Annotated in this window: 15 protein-coding genes; 6 read left to right on the top strand and 9 right to left on the bottom strand. The window is 67.6% G+C overall.

The features are described from left to right. Positions 1-298: 298 nt before the first annotated feature. Positions 299-3,460, bottom strand: a complete 3,162-nt coding sequence (locus AC5P5W_RS18920) for an efflux RND transporter permease subunit (protein ID WP_197574641.1) — start codon at positions 3,458-3,460, stop codon at positions 299-301. A 4-nt stretch (positions 3,461-3,464) separates the two neighbouring features. Beyond that, complete coding sequence (locus AC5P5W_RS18915) at positions 3,465-4,595, bottom strand: efflux RND transporter periplasmic adaptor subunit (RefSeq protein WP_049440621.1); 1,131 nt, start codon at positions 4,593-4,595, stop codon at positions 3,465-3,467. Positions 4,596-4,714: 119 nt separating this feature from the next. Between AC5P5W_RS18915 and AC5P5W_RS18910 the strand changes: the two genes are divergently transcribed. The 3 genes from AC5P5W_RS18910 to AC5P5W_RS18900 all read left to right on the top strand — a co-directional run bounded on the left by AC5P5W_RS18910 (position 4,715) and on the right by AC5P5W_RS18900 (position 7,554). Continuing rightward, positions 4,715-5,395: a TetR/AcrR family transcriptional regulator gene (locus AC5P5W_RS18910; protein ID WP_111206945.1), complete on the top strand. Its 681-nt coding sequence runs from the start codon at positions 4,715-4,717 to the stop codon at positions 5,393-5,395. 136 nt (positions 5,396-5,531) lie between these two features. Then, a complete protein-coding gene (locus AC5P5W_RS18905) occupies positions 5,532-6,179 on the top strand; it encodes an rRNA adenine N-6-methyltransferase family protein (protein WP_197574642.1) in 648 nt (215 codons plus the stop codon). A gap of 16 nt (positions 6,180-6,195) precedes the next feature. Then, entirely contained in the window at positions 6,196-7,554 is a 1,359-nt protein-coding gene (locus AC5P5W_RS18900; RefSeq protein ID WP_014648347.1) for a TolC family outer membrane protein, read from the top strand. Positions 7,555-7,654: 100 nt separating this feature from the next. On the opposite strand, the gene AC5P5W_RS18895 is transcribed toward AC5P5W_RS18900, so the two are convergent. Together AC5P5W_RS18895 and waaA are read right to left on the bottom strand one after the other, a co-directional pair. Then, positions 7,655-8,899 carry an amino acid transporter gene (locus AC5P5W_RS18895; protein WP_197574643.1) on the bottom strand — a complete coding sequence of 415 codons (1,245 nt, stop codon included), beginning with the start codon at positions 8,897-8,899 and terminating at the stop codon, positions 7,655-7,657. Between the two features lie 223 nt (positions 8,900-9,122). Further along, entirely contained in the window at positions 9,123-10,421 is a 1,299-nt protein-coding gene (gene waaA / locus AC5P5W_RS18890) for a lipid IV(A) 3-deoxy-D-manno-octulosonic acid transferase (RefSeq protein ID WP_014648349.1), read from the bottom strand. Positions 10,422-10,481: 60 nt separating this feature from the next. Between waaA and AC5P5W_RS18885 the strand changes: the two genes are divergently transcribed. Beyond that, a complete protein-coding gene (locus AC5P5W_RS18885) occupies positions 10,482-11,399 on the top strand; it encodes an LpxL/LpxP family Kdo(2)-lipid IV(A) lauroyl/palmitoleoyl acyltransferase (RefSeq protein WP_014648350.1) in 918 nt (305 codons plus the stop codon). A gap of 102 nt (positions 11,400-11,501) precedes the next feature. Here AC5P5W_RS18885 and AC5P5W_RS18880 read toward each other — a convergent pair whose 3' ends face one another. The 3 genes from AC5P5W_RS18880 to AC5P5W_RS18870 are packed head-to-tail and all read right to left on the bottom strand — an operon-like array spanning position 11,502 to position 14,142. Beyond that, positions 11,502-12,833, bottom strand: coding sequence for an O-antigen ligase family protein (locus AC5P5W_RS18880; protein ID WP_197574644.1), 1,332 nt, complete (start codon positions 12,831-12,833; stop codon positions 11,502-11,504). Next, on the bottom strand, positions 12,814-13,929 hold the full coding sequence (locus AC5P5W_RS18875) for a glycosyltransferase (protein WP_014648352.1): 1,116 nt from the start codon (positions 13,927-13,929) through the stop codon (positions 12,814-12,816). Before AC5P5W_RS18875 ends, AC5P5W_RS18880 begins: the two co-directional genes overlap by 20 nt. 15 nt (positions 13,930-13,944) lie before the next feature. After that, a complete protein-coding gene (locus AC5P5W_RS18870) occupies positions 13,945-14,142 on the bottom strand; it encodes a zinc-finger domain-containing protein (protein WP_005410967.1) in 198 nt (65 codons plus the stop codon). A 420-nt stretch (positions 14,143-14,562) separates the two neighbouring features. On the opposite strand from AC5P5W_RS18870, the gene AC5P5W_RS18865 reads away from it, so the two are divergent. After that, positions 14,563-17,907 carry a GH92 family glycosyl hydrolase gene (locus AC5P5W_RS18865; protein WP_197574645.1) on the top strand — a complete coding sequence of 1,115 codons (3,345 nt, stop codon included), beginning with the start codon at positions 14,563-14,565 and terminating at the stop codon, positions 17,905-17,907. Continuing rightward, entirely contained in the window at positions 17,904-18,647 is a 744-nt protein-coding gene (locus tag AC5P5W_RS18860) for a basic secretory protein-like protein (RefSeq protein WP_032959489.1), read from the top strand. Before AC5P5W_RS18865 ends, AC5P5W_RS18860 begins: the two co-directional genes overlap by 4 nt. Positions 18,648-19,178: 531 nt before the next feature. On the opposite strand, the gene AC5P5W_RS18855 is transcribed toward AC5P5W_RS18860, so the two are convergent. After that, on the bottom strand, positions 19,179-21,470 hold the full coding sequence (locus tag AC5P5W_RS18855) for an NADP-dependent malic enzyme (RefSeq protein WP_014648356.1): 2,292 nt from the start codon (positions 21,468-21,470) through the stop codon (positions 19,179-19,181). Between the two features lie 230 nt (positions 21,471-21,700). Beyond that, positions 21,701-23,044 carry a dicarboxylate/amino acid:cation symporter gene (locus tag AC5P5W_RS18850; protein WP_014648357.1) on the bottom strand — a complete coding sequence of 448 codons (1,344 nt, stop codon included), beginning with the start codon at positions 23,042-23,044 and terminating at the stop codon, positions 21,701-21,703. Between the last annotated feature and the right edge of the window lie 100 nt (positions 23,045-23,144).

Here is a 23,144-nt window from a genome sequence, read left to right as displayed (position 1 = left end):
CGAAGAGCAGCCGAGCATGGCTCGGCTCTACAGAAAGCAGATCCCGCGAGCAGATCAGTCCACGCCATGCGTGGATGCATGCTGCAGTGCCAACCAAGGTTGGCACCTACCAGGGCAACGATCCGCTGCTGTAGATGCACGTCATGCGTGGGTGCTTCTGTAGAGTCGAGCCATGCTCGACTCATCCCATCATCGCGCATAGCGCAGCCGAGCATGGCTCGGCTCTACAGAAGGCAGATTCCGCGAGCAGATCAGTCCACGCCATGCGTGGATGGGTGCAGCGGCAGAACCCGGGGCATTACGCCCCGGATTCGCCCGGCTTCACCCGGAACCACGCCGCGTACAACGCCGGCAGGAACACCAGCGTCAGCACCGTACCCACGATCAGACCACCCATGATCGAGATCGCCATCGAGCCATAGAACGCGCTTCGCGACAGCGGAATCATCGCCAGCACGGCCGCCAGCGCGGTCAGCACGATCGGGCGGAAGCGGCGCACCGTGGCATCGATGATCGAATGCCAGCGATCATGCCCGGCATCGATGTCCTGCTGGATCTGGTCGATCAGGATCACCGAGTTGCGCATGATCATGCCCGCCAGCGCGATCGTGCCCAGCAGCGCGACGAAGCCGAACGGCGCACGGAACAGCAGCAGGAACAGGGTCGCACCGATGATGCCCAGCGGCGCGGTCACCAGCACCATCGCCGCACGCGAGAAGCTGCGCAGCTGCAGCATCAGCAGCGTCGCCACCACCACCAGGAACAGCGGCATGCCGGCCTTGATCGAGTTCTGGCCGCGCGCCGAGTCCTCCACGGTGCCGCCGGTCTCCAGCAGGTAGCCGCTGGGCAGCTCGGCACGGATGCCATCCAGCGTGGGCACGATCTGGTGCACCACGTCCAGCGCCTGCATGCCATCGCTGATGTCGGCGCGCACGGTCACGGTCGGCAACCGGTTGCGGTGCCAGATGATGCCGTCCTCGAAGCCGTACTCCATCGTCGCCACCTGCGACAGCGTGATGCTGCCGCCGTTGGCGGTCGGCATCGACAGGCTGGACAGCAGCTCCAGCTGGTTGCGCTCATCGGCCGGCCCGCGCAGCAGCATCTCGATCTGGCGGTTGCCTTCGCGATACACGCTCACCGACTGGCCGGCCAGCGAACTGGCCAGGAACTGGCTGACCTGGGCGCTGCTCACGCCCAGCGCGCGGGCACGCTCCTGGTCGATCACCAGCCGCACCACCTTGCTCGGCTCGCTCCAGTCCAGGTTGACGTTCATCACGTGCGGGTTCTCACGCACCTTGGCCTCGACCTGGCGCGCGATCGCCTGCACCTTCTCGATGTGCTCGCCGGAGATGCGCATCTGCACCGGATAACCGACCGGCGGGCCGTTCTCCAGGCGGGTCACGCGCATCTGCACGTCCGGGAACTTCGGAATCACCTCGTGCAGCAGCCAGTCACGGGTGCTTTCGCGCGATTTGATGTCCTTGGCCAGCACCACGAACTGGGCGAAGTTGGTCGCCGGCAGCTGCTGGTCCAGCGGCAGGTAGAAGCGCGGCGAACCGGTACCCACATAGGACACATAGTTGGCGATGCCCTCGCGGCTGGACAGCAGCTTCTCCAGCTTCTCGGCCTGGGCCTGGGTCGAGCGCAGCGACGCCCCCTCGGCCAGCTCGATGTCCACCATCAGTTCCGGCCGGGTCGAGTCCGGGAAGAACTGCTGCGGCACGAAGCGGAACATCATCAGTGAGAACACGAACAGGGCGACGGTCGCGGCGATCACCCACCAGCGGCGGCGCAGGCAGGCGTCGAGGAAGCGCCGGAAGCTGCGGTAGAACGGGCGCTGGTAGGGATCGTGGTCGTGCCCATGCTGCGGCGGTGCGATCAGGTTGGCCAGCGCCGGATAGCGGTCGGCCCACTGCTGGCGCTTGGCCAGCCAACGCGCGGACAGGCTGCCGGGCTTCGGCGGCTGCGGATTGAACAGGTCCGGCAGCATCTTGTCGCCCAGGTACGGGATGAACAGCACCGCTGCGATCCACGACACCACCAGTGCAATGGTCACCACCTGGAACAGCGAACGGGTGTATTCACCGGTGCTCGATGCCGCCGTGGCGATCGGCAGGAAGCCAGCTGCCGTGATCAATGTGCCGGTCAGCATCGGGAACGCGGTCGATTCCCAGGCGAAGCTGGCCGCGCGCAGGCGATCGAAGCCCTGCTCCATCTTGGTGGCCATCATCTCCACCGCGATGATCGCATCGTCCACCAGCAGGCCCAGCGCCAGCACCAGTGCGCCCAGCGAAATCTTGTGCAGGCCGATGTCGAAGTAATGCATGACGAAGAAGGTCATCGCCAGCACCAGCGGAATGGTCACGCCCACCACCAGGCCGGTGCGCAGGCCCAGCGAGAAGAAACTGACCAGCAGCACGATCACCACCGCTTCGGTCAGCACCTGCACGAACTCGCCAACCGACTCCTCCACCGACTGCGGCTGGTCGGACACCTTGCGCAGCTGCATGCCGGCCGGCAGGGTCTTCTGCAGCCGCTCGAACTCGGCGTCGAGGTTGGCGCCCAGCTTGAGGATGTCACCGCCATCCTTCATCGCCACCGCCAGGCCGATCGCCTCTTCGCCCATGAAGCGCATCTTCGGCGACGCCGGATCGGCGAAGCCACGCTTGACCTCGGCGATGTCGCCCAGGTGCACGGTGCGGTCGCCAGCACGGATCGGGAACTGGCGGATGGCGTCGATGTCGTTGAACTGGCCCGTCACGCGCAGCTGCACGCGATCGGTGGCGGTCTCGAAGAAGCTGGTGCCGGTGATCGCATTCTGGTCGGCCAGCGCCTGCTGCACCTGCTGCATCGACACACCCAGCGTTGCCAGCCGGGTGTTGGACAGTTCGATCCACACCTTCTCGTCCTGCAGGCCGACCAGGTCGATCTTGCCGACATCGGGTACGCGCTGCAGTTCCAGCTGGATGCGGTCGGCGTAGTCGCGCATCACCGCGTAGTCGAAGCCCTTGCCGGTCAACGCATAGATGTTCCCGTAGGTGTCGCCGAACTCATCGTTGAAGAACGGGCCGACAATCTCGCGCGGCAGCGTCGCACGGATGTCGCCCACGCGCTTGCGAACCTGGTACCACAGGTCCGGGATCTGCCTGGAACGCAGGCTGTCGCGCGCCATGAAGATGACCTGCGATTCGCCGGGGCGCGAATAGGAGCGGATGAACTCGTACTCGCCGGTGTTCATCAGCGCCTTCTCGATCGGCTCGGTCACCTGCCGCGAGACCTGTTCGGCGGTGGCGCCCGGCCAAAGCGTGCGCACCACCATCGCCTTGAAGGTGAATGGCGGATCCTCGGACTGGCCCAGATGCTTGTACGACCATGCGCCGATCAGCGCGAAGGCAAGCATCGCGAACAGCACCAGCGGGCGGTTGGACAACGCCCACTCGGAAAGATTGAAGCGGCGCACCGGCTTACTCCTTGGCCTTGGCGGCAGCGGCCGGCGTGGCCGGCTTCAGCACCGGGCGGTTCTGGCGGTCCACGGCGATCACCGGCTGGCCGGCACGCAACAGGTGTCCGCCGGCAGCGACCACCCAGTCACCCGCATTCACGCCGGACAGCACCGGCACCGATTCGCTGCCATAGGCACCGGTGGTGACCGACGCGGCCTTCAGCGCGCTGTTGGCCGGATCGACCACCCACACGCTGGCGGCACCGTTGGCACCGCGCTGCAGCGCACCGAGCGGCAGCTGCAGGGTGCCGTGGCGGCCGGCGCTGCTGTAGACGCGCGCGCTCTGGCCCAGTTCGACATCGGCCAGCGCATCGGCGGGCAGGCTGACCCGGGTTGCATAGGTGCGTGCCTGTGGATCGGCGGCAGCGGCGATCTCGCGGATCGTGCCTGGCAGGCGCTGGCCAGGACGGTTCCACAGCTCCACCTCGACCGGCTGGCCCACCGCATAGTCGCGGATGGTGGCCTCGGGCAGGTCGATCAGCACTTCGCGCCCGCCATCGGCGGCCAGGTTGAAGATGGTCTGGCCGGCCGACACCACCTGCCCGGCTTCGGCCTCACGGCTGGCGATCACGCCATCGGACGGCGCGCGCAGCTGTGCGTAGTCGGCCTGGTTGCGCAGCACATCGAGGTTGGCGCGGGCGGCGTTGGCCTGGCCCTGCGCGGCCTTGAAGGCGGCGGACTGCTGGTCCAGCTGCGAGCGGCTGACCAGCTGCTGGTCGGCCAGCACCTGGTAGCGCTTGAGGTCATCACGGGCACGCACCAGATCGGCTTCGGCCGCAGCAAGCTGCGCCTGCGAGGCGCGGGCCTGCAGCGCGAAGTCGGCCACGTCCAGCTCGGCCAGCACGTCGCCCTTCTTCACCCGTTGCCCGGCATCGACGTGGCGCTTGACCAGGTTGCCGCCAACGCGGAACGACAGTGGACTTTCCTGCCGCGCACGCACCGTGCCCGGGAACGCCGCCGGCGCCTGCCCGGCCTGCTCGCCAGGGTGAACCACCAGCACCGGAACGGCCGCCTGGGGCGCCTGTTCCTGTCCCGAACAGGCTGCCAGCGCAGCCATCCACACCATACCGCCCATCCAGCGCACGATCTTCATCGGTCAACGTCCTGAAAACGCAGGGTTGCAACTAAGGGGGGAGCCGCGACTGCCGGCCCAATTTAATAAACCGGCCGGTATAGTATAAATATCGAACCGCTTGGTCTAGTATTGTGGTGATGAGTTCTCACACTTCCCGCAAGCCGTCGGCCAAGCCCGCTGCCAAGGCCGCCGGACCCGGGCGCCCCAAGGACCTCGGCAAGCGCGCGGCGATCCTTGAAGCAGCCAAGACACTGTTCATCGAACAGGGCTATACCGGCGTGAGCATGGACACCATCGCCGCTCAGGCCGGCGTCTCGAAGCTGACTGTGTACAGCCACTTCGGCGACAAGGAGACCCTGTTCTCCGAGGCCGTGCAGTCGAAGTGCATTGAAATGCTGCCCGATGCCCTGTTCGTGGCCGACGCGGACGGCCCGCTGCGCGACCAGCTGATCGGCATCGGTCTGGCCTTCTTCGAACTGATCACGTCCGATGCGGCGATTTCGATCCAGCGCATGATGATGGCGCCGGAGACCGACGAACGCCTGCGCGAGCTGTTCTGGAAGGCAGGACCGGAACGTACCTGCGAGGCCCTGGCTGACTTCCTGCGGGCACGCGCCGAGCGCGGCGAGCTGGAAATCACCGACTATTCGCTGGCTGGCGAGCAGTTCCTGACCCTGGTCAAGGGCGAAGTGCACATGCATATGATGTGCGGCATGCCACTGTCACCGGTGGAATGCGACCCTCTTGCCCACGTGACTGCCAGCATCGACTTCTTCCTGCGCGCCTATGCGCCGCGAGGGGCCGGGACGTCTGAATAACCAAAACTGAACGAACCGGAGGTCGCGATGACTTCCGGCACTGCGACCCCGGCCACCCGGCAGCTGATGCTCTGGGCGCGCCGCCGGCCTCCGGCACCGGTAAAATGGCCGGCCCACTGCGCTGGATTTGAACCTCATGACGATTGATTACGCCCACGCCCGCGAACTGATGGTGGAACAGCAGATCCGTCCCTGGGACGTGCTGGACATCAAGGTGCTCGACGTCCTGGCCCGCCTGCCGCGCGAGGCTTTTGTCGCCGATGCACACCGGGCACTGGCCTACGCCGATGTCGAACTGCCGACCGGCCATGGCCAGAAGATGATGAAGCCGGTCATCGAGGGCCGTACCCTGCAGGCGCTGGACCTGCAGCCGGGTGACGAAGTGCTGGAAATCGGCACCGGCAGCGGCTTCCTGTCGGCCTGCATCGGCGCGCTGGCGCGCGACGTGCTGAGCCTGGAAATCGACCCGGAGCTGGCCGCCGCCGCGCGCGCCCGCCTGGACGCGTCCGGCCTGGGCACCAACGTCCGCGTGGAAGTGGCCGACGCCCTGTCCTGGCAGACCGAACGCCGCTTTGACGTGATCTGTGTCACTGGTGCGGTCGACGTGGTGCCGTCACAGTTCGCCTCGTGGCTGCGTCCGGGTGGTCGCCTGTTCGTGATCCACGGCCGCTCGCCGGCGATGGAGGCCCTGCTGGTCAAGGCCGACGGCAGCAGCGAGTCCCTGTTCGAGACCGATATCGATTATCTGCGTGGTGCCGCCCCGGCCCCCCAGTTCCACCTCTGAGTCCAAGGAAGCCGCAATGATCCGCCGATCCCTCGCTGTTGCGCTGGCCACTGCCCTGCTGCCGTTGTCCGCCCATGCCGCCGACCTGCTGCAGGTCTACGAAATGGCGCGCAATGGCGATCCGCAGCTGTCCGCCGCCGAATCGACCCGGCTGTATGACAAGGAAGGCGCCGTGCAGGCGCGCGCCGCCCTGCTGCCGCAGATCAACGGCCAGGCCCAGCTGAACCGCACGCGCAGTGAGCCGAACGCCGACGCCAACTCCGGCTCGTTCACCAACAAGCGCCGCACCTACACGATCGACGGCAGCCAGACGCTGTTCAACTGGACCCAGATCAACAACCTGCGTTCGCAGCGCGAGCTGAGCAAGGCGGCGGACTTCACCCTCGATTCGGCCAACGACAGCCTGATCGTTCGCACCTCGGCGGCCTACTTCAACGTGCTGGTGGCGATCGAATCGCTGAATGCCGCACAGACCAATGAAGCGGCCGCGAAGAAGCAGTTCGACTTCGCCGACAAGCGCCTGGAAGTGGGCCTGGCGCCGATCACCGACGTGCACGAAGCACGCGCCCAGTACGACCAGGCGCGTGCCAACACCATCGTTGCGCAGAACACCCTGGCCGATAACTACCAGGCCCTGACCGAACTGACCGGCCAGCCGGTGACCAACCTGCGTGGGCTGCCGGCCGACTTCCGCCCGGAAGTGCCGGCCAACCGTGGCAACATCGATGAGCTGGTGCAGCAGGCCACCACCCAGAATCCGGCGCTGAAGGCGCAGGAACTGAAGGTCAGCGCCGCCGAGGCTGGCGTGCAGGCCGCCCGTGGCGGCCATTACCCGACCCTGTCGCTGGGCGGCAGCTGGGGCAAGAGCGCGACCTGGGGTGACAGCACTGGTTCCGGTTCGCTGTCGCCGGACGCCCGCACCAACAGCATCGGCCTGACCCTGAGCGTGCCGATCTTCTCCGGTGGTGCCACCCAGTCCGGCGTGCGCCAGGCGCTGGCCCAGCGTGACATCGCCCAGGACGGCTACGAGCAGCAGAAGCGCGCCCTGGACCGCAACACCCGCAATGCCTACCAGACCCTGGTACAGGGCATCAGCGAAGTGGAGGCCCGTCGCCTGGCCGTGGTCTCGGCACAGAGCGCGTACGACGCCTCGCAGGTCGGCCTGGAAGTCGGTACCCGTACCGTGCTGGACGTGATCCAGAACCAGCGCATCCTGTTCTCGGCGCAGCTGGACTACGCCCAGGCCCGCTACACCTTCCTGCAGAACCGCCTGCTGCTGAGCCAGTCGCTGGGTGCGCTGGACGTGGCAGAGCTGCAGGACGTCAACCGCCTGCTGACCCAGGACGCGGGCAATCCGGCAACGACCACGCACTGATCCGTCGCCCTGCCGGCAACAAAGAAGCCACCCGCAAGGGTGGCTTTTTTGCAGGCGGTGCATCCGCCCGCAGCTACCCGTTGCGTGGCCCCGCGAACCCTCAGCCCGGCCATGCCCGCAGGCGTTCCAACGCCGCAAAGACGCACAGCGCGGCCGCCAAGGGCGCCAGCATCGGCAGCACCAGTTCGCGACCGGTTGCGCCCTGCCTCATGTCATTCCGCCGCCGCAGCACCGCCAGGCACAGCGCCGCCATCACCAGCAGGGTTGCCGGACCCGGCAGCGCCGGCAGGGTGCCCAACGGCAGCCACAGCACCAGCATCACCGCCGGCAGTCCGACCGCCGCCACGATCACACCGCGGGAGCGTCCCACTGCATCACCCGCCCCTGGCCACAGCGATGTTGCCAGCCGCAAGGCCAGCATCAGCAGCACCAGCTGCAGGGCGGCCAGACCCGTAGCCCCCGCCAGCGGCAACAACGGCAGCATCCACTCCAATTGCGGATGCATCTGCAGCGCCACCGACAGTGGCCGGGTACTGGCAAGCGCGGAAAACTCGACCAGCCCTGCCTGCAGTGCTGCCAGCACGATCAGCAGCAGCATCGCCAGCAACGAGACCAGCGCCAGCACTGCCGGTTGCCACATCGCGCCCTGGCGGCGCAACGCAGGAAAGCCCAGTGCCAAGCCGACGCTGGCAAATACCCCCAGCAGCGGCACCGCAGCCGCCAGCACCCCGCCCAGCCCGAAGCGATACGGCGCGGTCGCCGGTGGCAGCCAGGGGATCCAGTGCGCGTAATGCACATGACGTGCCGCCAGCGCCAGCAGCAACACCCCCGCACCGATCTTCACCGTCAACAGGGCGCAGGCCACCAGCACCACACGCCGTGGCGGCAGCAATGCCAGCGCGCCCAGCATCAGCAGGCCCACCGCCGCCGTGACCTGTTCCGGCAGCCAGTCGCAGGGCTGGAGGCCTTCGGCGGCCAGCACCGCGTGCAGATGGAGGGCCATGGACTGCGCCACGCCCGCCGTGGTCGCCACCAGCTCCAGCAGCAGGGCCATGCCCAACACGCCCGCCACCCGCGGCCCCCAGCTGGCAGCCAGCAGCCCGTGCAGGCCCTCGCCCGCCGGCAACCGCAGCACCAGATCCTGCAGGCAGCACAGCACCAGGCCGGCCCCCAGTGCAGCCAGCAACAGGCTGAGCACGATGGCGGGGCCTGCCTGTGCCGCCGTGTGCTGGCCCACCAGTGCGATCACGCTGCCGCCCACCAACAGTGTCAACGCCACCACCGCCAGATGGTCCGTCCCCAGTCCGGCCCCACCCGTGCCGTCCCCGCCCCTGTCGCCGTCCATCGCAAGTTCCCTTGATATCCGCCCAAGCGCGGTCGACAGCAGGCTGGCAGCCTGCGTCGTCCTGCGGAATCAGAATCGGTGGAATGTGCGCAACGATGTGATGGCAGGCACGCTGCCAGCGGCAGGGTCGGTCCAGCAACGACAGAAAAATCGTCGCTAAGCAGAATTGATGAAGTTGATCACGACAATGCTCGTCAGCGCCGCTGACTCCGCGCTGCCGCGATCACTCGCGCGGTGGTGGCAGGTGCGGCGCCACCAGGGCAAGCGTGCGTTGCAGCGCGCCGCGGCCATTGCTGACCAGCGTGCATCCCGCCCGCGCCATGTCTTCGCGGGCCTGGGCATCGTCGAGCAGGTGCTGCAGCAGATCGCCCACCGCCTGCGCGTCCTCGCCGATCAGCAGCGCCCCGGCCTCGCGCATGCGCCGGGAAATTTCCGCGAAGTTGTGCAGGTGCGGGCCGGTCACCGCCGCCGTTCCCATCGCGGCCGGCTCCAGCAGGTTGTGACCACCGATGGCCTGCAGGCTGCCGCCGACGAAGGCGACCTGGGCGCAGGCATAGAACGGCATCAGCTCGCCAAGGGTGTCGATGACGAACACGTCTGTGGCCGCGTGTGGCCACTGGTCCACGCGGCGGGTCGCCACGCTCCAGCCCTGTTCGCGCGCCAGCGCTTCCACCTTCGGGAAACGCTCGGGATGTCGCGGTGCCCACAGCAGCAGCAGCTCCGGATGCCGCTGGCGCAGGCGCCGGTGCAGGTCGATCACCGCCTGCTCCTCGCCATCATGGGTACTGGCGGCGATCCATACCGGACGAGCGGCCGGTACCCGCGCGTGGAACTGTTCGACGAAACCCTGCACATCCGGCGTGGCGATGTCGAATTTCAGGTTGCCCAGCGCCTGCACCTGGCCGGGATCCGCCCCCAGCTGCACGAAGCGCTCGGCATCGTCCTGCGACTGCGCGGCCACGCAGGTGACGGTGCGCAGCGCGCGGCGGATCAGTGCCGCCAGCAACCGGTAGCCGCGCAGCGAACGCGCCGACAACCGGGCGTTGAGGATGTACACCGGAATGCCGCGGTCACGGCAGCCGAACAGCATGTTCGGCCACAGCTCGGTTTCCAGGATCAGCGCCAGGCTGGGCTGGAAATGGCCGAGGAAACGGTTGACGCTGCCCGGCACGTCATACGGCAGGTAGACATGGTCCAGGGCGTCGCCCCACAGCGCGCGTACGCGCTCGGAGCCGGTCGGGGTGATGGTGGTGATCACCCAGCGGATGTCCGGGCGCTGCTGGCGCAGGGCATTGACCAGCGGCGCGGCGGCATTGACCTCGCCCACCGAGACCGCGTGCAGCCAGACCCGCGGCTGCCCGGTCGGCTGCGGATAGGAGGCATAGCGTTCATCCCAGCGCCGGAAGTATTCACGAACCCGGAAACCGCGCCAGACCAGGTGGTACACGGTGATCGGCAGCAGGATGTAGAGCACGACCGAATACAGGCCGCGCAGGATCCATTCGACAGGGTCTTTGCGCATGCGGCAAGGATACGGGAGCCCCCGGGGAAAGACACGCGGCCGCCTTGGTAGAATGGCCCCATGTCAGATGCCTCCACCGCCGTCCGCCCATCGCTGCGCGATCCGCGCAACTGGCCGATGTTCGCCGCCATGTTCGGCGCCTTCGCCATCGCCCGCCTGCCGTGGATGCTGCAGCGCGCGCTGGGCCGGGGCGTCGGCTGGATCACCTGGCGCCTGCTCGGCAGCCGCCGCCGCGCCGCCGAAGTCAACCTGCAGCTGTGCTTCCCCGAGAAGGACGAAGCCTGGCGCCAGCGCCTGGTGCGCGACAGTTTCGATGCGCTGGGCGTGGGCGTGTTCGAGTGCATCCGCGCCTGGTGGGGCAGCATCGACCGCATCCGCCCGCAGGTACGGATCGAAGGCCTGGAACATCTGCGGCAGATGGAGGCTGAAGGCCGCGGCGTGCTGCTGGTCTCCGGCCACTTCATGACCCTGGAAATGTGCGGACGCCTGCTGTGCGACTACGTCGACCTGTCCGGCATGTACCGCAAGCACAAGAACCCGGTGTACGAGTGGGCGGTGAAGTTCGGCCGCCTGCGCTATGCCAAGGCGATGTTCGCCAACGAGGACATCCGCGCGACCGTGCGCCACCTGAAGAAGGGCGGCTTCCTCTGGTACGCGCCGGACCAGGACATGCGTGGCAAGGACACCGTGTTCGTGCCGTTCTTCGGCCACACCGCTTCGACCATCACCGCCACCCACCAGCTGGCAAGGATGACCGGTTGTGCAGTGATCCCGTACTTCCACCGCCGCGAAGGCGGGAAGTACGTGCTGAAGATCGGCGCACCGCTGGAGAATTTCCCCAGCGAGGACGTGGAAGCCGATACCACGCGGGTCAACCAGGCCATCGAAGAGATGGTGCGCGAAGCCCCCGACCAGTACCTGTGGATCCACCGCCGCTTCAAGCGCCAGCCCGGCGGCCGGAGTGATTTCTACAAATAGCCGGATGCGGTGGAAGGGCCGGCGTCCTCGCGGTAGTCGCCAACCTTGGTTGGCGCTGGATTGAACCGAGGCCGGTCCCGGGGAGCCCACCAAGGTTGGCGACTACTGCATCGGCGGAGATTCGTCCGATTCGCGGGCCAGCAGACTGCCGGCGAACAGGGCCGCCAGCAGCACGGTCAGGCCGCCCCAGAACGCAGAATAGAACGCCAGGTGCGTATTGAGCGGGAACACGGTAACCGCCAGCGCCAGCATCGCCGGGCGGGCGCGGTCACGCGCCGCCGGCGGTGCATAGCGCCAGGCCCGCCAGGCCTGCGCCACCGCCGCCAGCCACAGCAGCAGGCCCAGCACGCCGGTCTCGGCCAGGATTTCCAGCACGATCTGGTGGGCGTGCAATGCCGGTTGATTGCCCCACACGGCGGGGCCCTCGTCTGACACGCAGGCCGGATACGCATCGCGGAAGCCGCGCGCACCGACACCGTTGACCGGATGTTCCTCGATCATGCACACCGCCGCCGTCCAGATGCGCGCGCGCCCCGAAAGCGCCTCGTCAACGCCCTGCCCGTCTTCGTTCCATGCCTGTGCCGTGCGCGCAACACGCTCGCGCAGCTGCGGCACGCCCGCTGTCAGTGCGGCCGTACCCAGCGCTGCCACAAGGGCCAGCAGCAGCAGCCGCTTCCAGCCGAACTGGCGCAGGCCGCTGTAGGCCAGCACCAGCACAAAGGTGATCCACGAGGCGCGCGAACCGGCCAGCAGCAGCACGCATCCCAGTGCGGCGGCGGCCAGCAACCACCCCGCACTGCCGAAACGCCGCGCCATCGGCAGCAGCAGGAAGGGTGACAGGCTGGCCAGCACCTGGCCGAATTTCAGGTTGCAGGGCCCGAGCGCGCCACTGAGGCGGTCGGCCAGTGCGGCTTCGTCGGCCGGGCACAGCGCGTGGCCACTTACGGCCAGCTTCAGGTGATCCAGCGACCAGAACCATGGGCTGGTGCCGGCCAGCGCCTGTACCAACGCGTCCAGCGTCCACGCGCCGGTGATCAGCGCCAGGCCACCGAAGGTCAGCCGCCGCCGTTCCGGCGTGGCTACCGCGATCGCCACCAGCCACATGAAGGGCAGGTAGCGAAGTCCGGCGGCAGCCTTGGTCCACGAGGCCGCCGGATCGATCGCATCGATGGCCGAGAACGCCTGTGGCAGCCAGTAGCCGAGGAACAGGATCGAGGTCAGGGCCCACGCCGCCGTGCTCAACAGGTGCGGGCGGCGCTGCAGCCGGCGCATGACCATGCGCACGGCAGCATAGAGCGCGCCAAGGCCGAGCACGGTTTCAGCGATGCCTGGCAACGGCCACATCGCCACGTACGCCAGCACCCACCAGGGTGCCCAGCGCCCAGCGCGGTCGTCGCGCACGATGGCAGCGGGGTCAGCCGGCGAGATCGGCATAGAGGCGGAGGGTATCGCGCTGCATGGCCTGCAGGGTAAACGGGATGCGGGTCGGCAAGGATGGCGGCTGCGCCAGCAGGGCCAGCGCACGTTCACCCAGCGCGCGCGCGTCGCCGAGCGGCACCGCGCCGCCGGGCTGCAGCTGCTGCAGCAGTTCGCCGACGCCACCGTGGTCCCAGCCCAGCACCGGGCGGCCGACCGACAGCGCCTCGACCACGGTGCGGCCAAAGGCTTCCGGCTTGTCCGACAGCTGCAGCACCAGATCGCTGGCGGCGTAGGCCAGGGCGATGCGTGCGGTAGGCGTGCTGATCTGTACGGCCTCGGCCACGCCCAGTGCCGCAGCCTGGCGGCGCAGATCGGCCACGTAGGCCTCACGCCCGGGTTCCTCGGTACCCAGCATCCACAGCTGCGCAGGCACGCCGGCGGCACGCACGTCGGCCAGCAGCTGCAGCGCGTGGGCGTGGCCCTTCAGCCGGGTACCGCGCCCGGGCAACAGCAGCAGCGGGCCATCAACCTGCGCCAGCCAGGGATAATCGGCGGCCAGGGCCAGCCGCGGGCGACGGTCGGCACGTGCTACGCGTGGGAACTGGCCGACATCGACACCGCGGGGAATGACCTGCAGTTTTTCTTCCGGCACCGTCGGGTAGTGGCGTTGCACGAAGGCGCGCACGGTATTGGACACGCAGATCACGCGTTCGCCACTGGTCATCACCGCACTGTAGCGGCTGGGCGAATTCAACCCGTGCACGGTGGTCACCCAGTGCGGGCGCTGTGCGGCGGGCATGGCGCGGATCGCGTACAGGCCCAGCCAGGCCGGCAGCCGCGAACGGGCGTGCACGATGTCCGCACCGACCTCGGCAAACAGGCGGCGCAGGGTCGGCAGATGGCGCAGGGTCAGCAGCGACTTGCGGCCGATGTCCAGGGTGAGGTGCTCGGCACCGCTGTCCAGCAGCGGCTGCACCAGGCGGCCACCGGCGGACACCACCAGTGCACGATGGCCGGCCGCGACCAGGGCAGCAGCGATTTCCAGGGTCGAGCGCTCGACACCGCCGGAGTGCAGCGCCGGCAGCAACTGCACCACGGTCAATCGGCGCATCGAAGGGGCCGCCGTTTAGTCGGCCAGCACGAACACGGAACCGCAGTACGGGCACTGCGCTTCACCGTTGGGCTCGTCTTCGATCGGCAGGTACACGCGCGGATGCGAGTTCCACAGCGCCATTTCCGGGGTCGGGCAGCTCAACGGCAGATCGCTGCGGTGCACGGTGTAGCGCTTCTCGGCGTTGGCGGGCGCGGTGGCGGTATGGCTCATGGCGGATGTCGGTGAACGGGTTGCGAGGCCTGTGATTCTAGCATCTGGGCCGCACCGACATTGCGCCACGACGGGCCTTTGCGCGCTCCCGCCGATGCCTCGCATCTCCCCGCCGCACGCCGGGCGGCGGCGGCGCCGGGGATTTCGCGGTCGTTCCGGCAGGTTCGCTCGCCAGAATCGACTCCAGCGATATTTCCCGCATTTGGATCGAACTAAATGGCACTTGCCAGCGCGCGACGGCTGTTGCAGGATCGGGCCAGGTCGCACCCCGACCCACCCAATCCAACCCGATCGCATGGCCCGCCCCCACCGGACCGGCATCGCCTCTTCCACTGCCAGCCTGGCGGGCGGAGCGATGCTGTCCGTGGTGTCCGCCGATGCGGGTTCTGCCCGCCGCCAGCCCTTCCGGGAGACCCTTGCATGACCCTGTCCGATCCGCGCCGCGCCCTGCTTCCACTCGCCCTGGCCCTGGCCTGTGCGACCACTGCGATGCCGGTGCTGGCACAGGGGCTGCAGACCTCGTTCGAGCCCGGCGAACCTGCCCCGACGCAGGCCGCGGGTGCACTTCAGGTCACGATCGGCAACGGCCCTGCGGCGCCTTACGCCGCCAAGCGCAACGCCGGCTACAGCGGCCTGCATGCACTGCGCTACAGCAGCGAAGGCGGCAGCGCGCGGCGCGAACTGTTCAAGGCCGACCTGCCCATCGAGGCCGATACCACGCTGTCGTGGCTGGTGCTGCCGGAGATCGTCGGCAAGGACACCGTCGCTTCGACCTATGTCTCGCTGGACCTGCTGCTGGACGATGGCAGCCGCGTGTCGGCCGGTGCGGCGCGCGACCAGCATGGGGTGGCGATCGGCGCACGCGCGCAGGGCGAATCGAAGACGCTGTACCCGCAACAGTGGGCGCGCAAGGCAGTGCGGCTGGGCGACGTACCCACGCTGAAGGGCCGCCGCGTGGTGGCGATCGAGCTGGAGGTGGCCAGTGCCGAGGGCGCGCCGGTCTCTGGCTGGATCGATGACGTGCGCCTGGACGCACAGCCGCGGCAGCGGCCACAGCGCGTCTCCGACTGGGTGCTGACCACCCGCGGCACCCAGGCCAATGGCACCTTCTCGCGCGGCAACAATTTCCCGGCCACGGCGGTGCCGCACGGCTTCAACTTCTGGACCCCGGTGACCGATGCCGGCGCACTGAACTGGCTGTACAGCTGGAACGAACAGAACGACGCACAGAACCGCCCGCAGCTGCAGGCGCTTGCGCTGAGCCACCAGCCCAGCCCGTGGATGGGTGACCGCCAGACCTTCCAGGTGATGCCCTCGGCCAGCCGTGGCGTGCCGGAGGCCGACCGCCGCAAGCGCGCGCTGTCGTTCGATCGCCGCCATGAAAGCGCGCGCCCCTACCGCTACGACGTGCGCTTCGACAACGGCATCGCTGCCGCCATCGCGCCGACCGATCATGCCGCGTTGTTCCGCTTCGACTTCCCCGAAGGCGGTGACGCCAACCTGCTGTTCGACAACGTCGATGCACGTGGTGGCCTGACTCTGGATGCCGCCACACAGACGCTGTCGGGCTACACCGATACGCGCAGCGGCCTCTCCAACGGCGCCAGCCGCATGTACGTGGTGGCCAGCTTCGACAAGCCCTGGCGCAGCAGCGGCCGCCTCGACACCGGGCGCCCGACCGGCTACATCAAGTTCGATGCCGGCAGCGAGCGGCGGGTGACGATGCGCATCGCCACCTCGCTGATCTCGGTGGAGCAGGCGCGGCACAACCTCGCACTGGAAATCGCCGCCGCCGATACGCTGGAGAGCGTGGCCGGCCGCGCACAGGACGCGTGGGACGCGCGCCTGGCCCGCTTCGACATCGGCGATGCCAGCGACGACCAGAAGACCACGCTGTACTCCAGCCTGTACCGGCTGTACCTGTACCCGAATTCCGGCCACGAGAACGTGGGCAGCGCCGCCGCACCGGAGTGGCGCTACGCCAACCAGGCCAGCGCCAGCGATGACAACACCGAAGGCAGCGCGACCCGCAGTTACGCCGGCGTGCGCGATGGCAAGGTGTTCGTCAACAACGGCTTCTGGGACACCTTCCGCACCACCTGGCCGGCCTATGCACTGTTCACGCCCGACGATGCCGGCCAGCTAGTGCAGGGCTTCATCGAGCAGTACCGCGCCGGCGGCTGGATCGCACGCTGGTCGTCGCCGGGCTATGCGGACCTGATGGTCGGTACCAGCTCGGACGTGGCCTTCGCCGATGCGTGGCTGAAGGGCATCGGCGGTTTCGATCCGGCCGAGGCCTACGCCGCCGCGCTGAAGAACGCGACCGTGGTCCCGCCCGACCGCCATGTCGGCCGCAAGGGCATGGACCGTTCGACCTTCCGTGGCTACGCCAGCGCGGACGTGCATGAAGGCATGTCGTGGACGATGGAAGGCGCACTCAATGATTTCGGCATCGCCAACATGGCCGACGCGCTGGCCAAGCGTGCGACCACGCCGGCCGCACGCGAGCGCTACAGCACCGAGGCCGACTACTTCCGCTATCGCGCCGCCAGCTACACGACGATGTTCGATCCGGCCGCCGGCTTCTTCCAGGGCCGCACTGCCGATGGCCAGTGGCGCGTGGACGCGAAGGACTACGACCCGCGCGTGTGGGGCCACGACTACACCGAGTCCAATGGCTGGACCTTCGCCTTCACCGCTGCCCACGATGGCGAAGGCCTGGCCGCGCTGTACGGTGGCCGCGACAAGCTGGCGGCGAAACTGGATGCCTTCTTCGCCACGCCGGAAACCGCAGACCCGGCACTGGCCGGTTCCTACGGCGGCACCATCCACGAGATGACCGAGGCGCGCGACGTGCGCATGGGCATGTACGCGCACAGCAACCAGCCGGCGCACCACATCCCGTGGATGTACCTGTACGCCGGGCAGCCGTGGAAGACCCAGCAGCACGTGCGCGAGATCCTGTCGCGGCTGTACGTCGGCAGCGAGATCGGCCAGGGCTATCCGGGCGACGAGGACAATGGCGAGACCTCGGCGTGGTACGTGCTGGCCTCGCTGGGCCTGTACCCGCTGCGCATGGGCGCCCCGGAGTATGTGATCGGTTCGCCGGCCTTCCGCCACGCGCGGGTGGAACTGCAGGGCGGCGCGGTGCTGACCGTGAACGCGGCCAACAATTCGCGAGAGAACGTCTACGTGCAGTCGCTGAAGATCAACGGCACGTCCTGGACGAAGACCTGGGTGCCGCACGAGCTGATCGCCAGGGGCGCGACGCTGGACTTCGTGATGGGCCCGCAGCCGTCGCGCTGGGGCAGCGGCGTGGATGACGTGCCGCGCTCGCTGACCGCCCGTGGCCAGCGCCCGCAGCTGCTGCACGACCTGCTCGGCAGCGGCGCGAAGGCAACACTGGCCGATGGCCGCGCCCTGCCGGCGCTGGTCGATGACGATGCGGCCACCACCGTCGGCCTGGGTGGCGGCGCGACCATCGCACTGACCGGCCTGAGCAATGGCACGCCGACGATGTATACGCTGACCAGCGGTGACGGCCGCATCCAGGGCGGCGAATGGACGCTGGAAGCGCGCAATGGCAACGGCCACTGGACCGTGCTCGACCAGCGCAGCGGCGAAGCCTTCGAGTCTGCCCGCCAGACCCGTCCGTTCCGCATCGCCAGACCCGGTCGTTACAGCGAGTACCGGCTGCGCCTGGCCGCGCCAGGCCGGCTGCCGCTGGCGGAGATCGAACTGTTGGCGCCCAGCGCCGTACAATGAGCCCTATGCGCTACCGTCTGTTGCCTCTGGCCCTTGTTGCCCTTTCCTTCTCCAGCTTCGGCCAGACCCAGGCCTTTGATGCGCAGCTGACCCGCGACGGCGTGACGCTGAACTACCAGGACGCCCGTGGCGCCCTGGCCGCGCCGCAGCGCAAGCGGGTGATCGATACGTTCTACTTCGCCTACCTGCGCGAACGTGCGGACTTCCACCCGGCCGCGCCATCGATGGTGCGCATCGTGATCGATCCGGCCTACACCGGGATCGCCTTCGTCGGTGACAAGGACCAGGCGGCAACGATCACCATCAATCCGGGTTGGCTGGCGCAGCACCCCAACGACATCGACCTGGTCACCCATGAGGCCATGCACATCGTGCAGGGCTATCCGGGCCATGGCGACGCACGGGTGCCGGGTTGGCTGGTGGAGGGCATCGCCGACTACGCACGCGACCGCTACGGCATGGACAATGCCGCCGCGGGCTGGTCGCTGCCGGGCAAGGTCGAGAAGGGTCAGAACTTCGACAGCGGCTACCGGGTCACCGGTGCGTTCCTGAAATGGGCCGACGCCGAACACCCGGGCCTGGTGCTGGCACTGGACACGGCCCTGCGCGATGGCCGCTATGCACCGGCGCTGTGGCAGAAGCACACCGGCAAGGCACTGCCCGCACTGTGGGCCCAGTACGCCAAGCCGCGGTCGGATGCACCGCCGCCGGCCCCTGCACGCCGCGGCAAGCGGCGCTGACTGGCTGGTCAACTGGGAATTGGGGCGACTGGGTAGAGTCGACTGTTAGTCGACTGACTTTCGTACAGCCCCCGAAAACCCCGCGCTTCGCGCGATAGTCGACCAACGGTCGACTCTACCTCGCTGCTTTCTACGCCTCAGCGCGACTGCACGAAACCGGCGTACAGCGCGAACAGCTGCTGGAAATATCGCCGCGTGACTCGATTACGCATGACACCCTCGCCCATGAAAGTTGGTCGGGCCCAGGGTGGGAAGGCCGGTCCGGTACCTTCCCACGGCCGGGCCGCGTGGGCGTATTGGGCCGCAACGGCGTTGCAGGGAAATGACCGGGCGGCGTAGCGCGTGTGGCAGGTTCTGCGGCCGTTGCGGCAAATGAAAACACCGGGCAATGCCCGGTGTTTTCACTTGCGCCGACGTCCAGCCGCGCCAGCGCCATCATTCTTCCGACCAGGAGCCCCTTCTTGTTGAAGGGGCGCGCCGAAGGCGGGGGTAGAGGAAGAATGCGTGGGCAGCGGAAGTGGGAAAGAAGGCTTATGCCTTCTTTTCCGCTTCCAGCTGCTTGCGGATCTGCGCATCGACCGCCGCGATCGCGGTCATGTTCAGGATCCGACGCGAAGTGGCGCTGGTGGTCAGGATGTGCACCGGCTTGTTCACGCCCATCAGGATCGGGCCGATCGCCACGCCATCGGTGAACACGCGCACCAGGTTGTAGGCGATGTTGGCCGCTTCCAGGTTCGGCAGCACGAACAGGTTGGCGCGGCCCTGCAGGGTCGAGCCCGGCAGCAGCTTCTGGCGCAGCGCTTCATCCCATGCGGTGTCGCCCTGCATTTCGCCGTCCACGTTCAGGCGCGGGTTGCGCTTGAGCAGCAGCTCGCGCACCTGGCGCATCTTCAGCGCGTCCTTCGAATCGTGGCTGCCGAAGTTGGAGTGCGACAGCAGCGCGACCTTCGGCTCGATGCCGAACAACTTCATGCGGTAGGCCGCCTGCAGGGTCGCTTCGCACAGCTGCTCGGCGGTCGGGTCTTCCTGCACGTGGGTATCGACGAAGAAGAACACGCCCTGCTGGTTGATCACGCCGGTCATCGCCGAGGTCGAGGTGACCTTCGGCTCCAGCGGCAGCACGCTGCGCACGTAGCCCAGCTTCTTGTGGAAGCGGCCGACGATGCCGGTCAGCATCGCATCGGCTTCGCCGCGCGCCACCATCACTGCTGCGATCAGGGTCGGGCGCGAACGCATCAGGTTCTTCGCCGCGGCCACGGTCACGCCACGACGGCCGGTCAGGCCGTGGTAGTACTGCCAGTATTCGTTGAAGCGCGGATCATCGTTGATGTTGGTGACTTCAACGTTCTCGCCGATCTTCAGGCGCAGGCCGAGGCGCTCGATGCGCGATTCGATCACTTCCGGGCGGCCGATCAGGATCGGGTGCGCCAGGCCGTCATCGACCACGTTCTGCACCGCCTGCAGCACCACTTCCTCTTCGCCTTCGGCGTACACCACGCGCTGCTTGTCGCTGCGCGCGCGGTCGTAGACCGGCTTCATCATCAGGCTGGTGCGGTAGACGAACTGGGCCAGCTTGTCGCGGTAGGCGCCCATGTCGTCGATCGGGCGCGAGGCCACGCCCGAATCCATTGCGGCCTGGGCCACGGCGGCCGACAGCTCCACCAGCAGGCGACGGTCGAACGGACGCGGGATCAGGTATTCACGGCCGAAGCTCGGGGTGTCACCGCCATAGGCCGAGCCCATGTCGGTGGCGGCGCGGCGGGCCAGTGCAGCGATGGCACGCACGCAGGCGATCTTCATTTCCTCGTTGATCGCGGTGGCGCCCACGTCCAGCGCACCACGGAACAGGTACGGGAAGCACAGCACGTTGTTGACCTGGTTCGGGTAGTCCGAACGGCCGGTGCCGATGATCGCGTCCGGACGGGCGGCGCGCGCCAGTTCCGGCATGATTTCCGGGGTCGGGTTGGCCAGTGCGAAGATCACCGGATCCGGCGCCATGGTCTTGACCATGTCGGCGGTCAGGATGCCCGGCGCCGACAGGCCCAGGAAGATGTCCGCGCCGTCGACGATCTCGGCCAGGGTGCGCTTGTCGGTGTCGCGCGCATAGCGCTGCTTTTCCGGATCCAGGTCGGTACGACCGGTGTGGATCACGCCCTCGCGGTCGAAGGCCAGGATGTTTTCCGGCTTCAGGCCCAGCTGCACCAGCATGTTCACGCAGGAAATGCCGGCCGCGCCCATGCCCGTGGTCGCCAGCTTCACGTCCTCGATCTTCTTGCCGGTGATCGCCATGGCGTTGAGCACCGCCGCGCCGACGATGATCGCCGTGCCGTGCTGGTCGTCATGGAACACCGGGATCTTCATGCGCTCGCGCAGCTTGCGCTCGACCACGAAGCATTCCGGCGCCTTGATGTCTTCCAGGTTGATGCCGCCGAAGGTCGGTTCCAGCGAGGCGATGATGTCGACCAGCTTGTCCGGGTCGGTCTCGTCGACTTCGATGTCGAACACATCGATGCCGGCGAACTTCTGGAACAGCACGCCCTTGCCTTCCATCACCGGCTTGCCGGCCAGCGCGCCGATGTTGCCCAGGCCCAGCACCGCGGTGCCGTTGGAGATCACCGCCACCAGGTTGCCGCGGGCAGTCAGCTCGCTGGCCTGCTGCGGGTCGGCCTTGATCGCTTCACAGGCGTACGCCACGCCCGGCGAATACGCCAGCGACAGGTCGCGCTGGGTCAGCATGGGCTTGGTAGCGGAAACCTTGATCTTTCCCGGCGGGGACATCCGGTGGTAATCGAGGGCGGCCTGTTTGAAATCTTCGTTGGACATCGATGTGGGTTACATGAATGGGCAGAAGGGACAGGGGATGATACCCCCGTTGGAGCGTCTGGACCTGTCGCTATCCTGTCGCAAGCATGCTGCGACCGCACAATTCCGTGCCGTATGCGACGGTACCGCGATGTCAGCTTCGGCGTTGCCCATGACAGCCATGGGACGCCCTGAAACGCCGCGGGGCCGTACCACTGTCGTGACCGGCCCCGCGGTACCACACACCTGGATCAGCCCTTGGCCGGCAGTGCCTCGGGCAGCGCATCGACCGGCGGCGGCAGTTCGCTTTCGCGGCCATCCAGCGCCAGCTTCAGGCGGTTGCGGTCCAGCGCGCCTTCCCAGCGCGAGACCACCACGGTGGCCACGGCATTGCCGATGAAGTTGGTCAGCGAGCGGCATTCGCTCATGAAGCGGTCCACGCCCAGGATCAGCGCCATGCCGGCAACCGGCACTTCCGGCACGACGGCCAGGGTGGCGGCCAGGGTGATGAAGCCCGCGCCGGTGACGCCGGCCGCGCCCTTGGAGCTGAGCATGGCGACCAGCAGCAGGGCGATCTGGTGGCCCAGGGTCAGTTCGGTGTTGGTGGCCTGGGCGATGAACAGCGCCGCCAGGGTCATGTAGATGTTGGTGCCGTCCAGGTTGAACGAGTAGCCGGTCGGGACCACCAGGCCCACCACCGACTTGCTGCAGCCGGCGCGTTCCATCTTCTCCATCAGCGACGGCAGCGCCGACTCCGACGACGAGGTGCCGAGCACCAGCAGCAGTTCGGCCTTCAGGTAGCGCGCCAGCTTGAACACCGAGAAGCCGCACAGGCGGCAGACCACGCCGAGGATCACCGCCACGAACAGGAAGGCGGTGAGGTAGAACGAGCCCACCAGCCAGGCCAGGTTGATCAGCGACCCGACGCCGTACTTGCCGATGGTGAAGGCGATCGCACCGAAGGCGCCGATCGGGGCGGCCTTCATCAGGATGTGCACCAGCTTGAACACCGGAGCGACCAGCGCCTCCAGGAAGTTCAGCACCGGCTTGCCCTTCTCCCCCACCATCGCCAGCGCGATGCCGAACAGCACGGCCACGAACAGCACCTGCAGGATGTTGCCGTCGACGAAGGCGCTGAGCAGCGTCTTCGGGATGATGTCCATCAGGAAGCCGACCAGGGTCAGGTCGTGCGACTTCTCGACGTAGCTGTGCACCGCGGTCTGGTCCAGCTCGGCCGGGTTGATGTTCATGCCGGCGCCGGGCTGCACCACGTGCGCCACGATCATGCCGACGATCAGCGCCAGCGTGGAGAAGAACAGGAAGTACGCCATCGCCTTGGCAAAGACCCGGCCCACCGTACGCAGGTGGGTCATGCTGGCGATGCCGGTGACGATGGTGAGAAAGATCACCGGCGCGATGATCATCTTCACCAGGTTGATGAAGGCATCACCGAGCGGCTTCATCTTCTCGCCGATCAACGGCTCGTAATGGCCGAGGATGGCGCCCAGGACGATCGCCACGATCACCTGGAAGTACAGCTGGCGATAGATCGGCAACGGCTTTGCAGGCACCGGTGCTGCGGTCGGGATGTGCATGGCGGACTCCGGAAGGGGCGTTTTCAGGCACGTACGGCCCCGGAGCTGCACGGGAACCGTTACCGTGGAAACTGATCGCAGGCCCTGTGCAGCACGCACA

The organism is Stenotrophomonas sp. YJH_SMC_123 (assembly GCF_059368215.1).
This window is presented reverse-complemented; position numbering and strand designations above follow the sequence as displayed.

Excerpts from the sequence above, each read along its gene's own strand:
- AC5P5W_RS18855 (WP_014648356.1), bottom strand. The coding sequence starts at position 21,470 with ATGTCCAACGAAGATTTCAAACAGGCCGCCCTCGATTACCACCGGATG.
- AC5P5W_RS18900 (WP_014648347.1), top strand. The coding sequence starts at position 6,196 with ATGATCCGCCGATCCCTCGCTGTTGCGCTGGCCACTGCCCTGCTGCCG.
- AC5P5W_RS18895 (WP_197574643.1), bottom strand. The coding sequence starts at position 8,899 with ATGGACGGCGACAGGGGCGGGGACGGCACGGGTGGGGCCGGACTGGGG.
- AC5P5W_RS18885 (WP_014648350.1), top strand. The coding sequence starts at position 10,482 with ATGTCAGATGCCTCCACCGCCGTCCGCCCATCGCTGCGCGATCCGCGC.
- AC5P5W_RS18915 (WP_049440621.1), bottom strand. The coding sequence starts at position 4,595 with ATGAAGATCGTGCGCTGGATGGGCGGTATGGTGTGGATGGCTGCGCTG.
- AC5P5W_RS18860 (WP_032959489.1), top strand. The coding sequence starts at position 17,904 with ATGAGCCCTATGCGCTACCGTCTGTTGCCTCTGGCCCTTGTTGCCCTT.
- AC5P5W_RS18880 (WP_197574644.1), bottom strand. The coding sequence starts at position 12,833 with ATGCCGATCTCGCCGGCTGACCCCGCTGCCATCGTGCGCGACGACCGC.
- AC5P5W_RS18865 (WP_197574645.1), top strand. The coding sequence starts at position 14,563 with ATGACCCTGTCCGATCCGCGCCGCGCCCTGCTTCCACTCGCCCTGGCC.
- AC5P5W_RS18850 (WP_014648357.1), bottom strand. The coding sequence starts at position 23,044 with ATGCACATCCCGACCGCAGCACCGGTGCCTGCAAAGCCGTTGCCGATC.
- AC5P5W_RS18875 (WP_014648352.1), bottom strand. The coding sequence starts at position 13,929 with ATGCGCCGATTGACCGTGGTGCAGTTGCTGCCGGCGCTGCACTCCGGC.
- AC5P5W_RS18870 (WP_005410967.1), bottom strand. The coding sequence starts at position 14,142 with ATGAGCCATACCGCCACCGCGCCCGCCAACGCCGAGAAGCGCTACACC.
- AC5P5W_RS18905 (WP_197574642.1), top strand. The coding sequence starts at position 5,532 with ATGACGATTGATTACGCCCACGCCCGCGAACTGATGGTGGAACAGCAG.
- AC5P5W_RS18910 (WP_111206945.1), top strand. The coding sequence starts at position 4,715 with ATGAGTTCTCACACTTCCCGCAAGCCGTCGGCCAAGCCCGCTGCCAAG.
- waaA (WP_014648349.1), bottom strand. The coding sequence starts at position 10,421 with ATGCGCAAAGACCCTGTCGAATGGATCCTGCGCGGCCTGTATTCGGTC.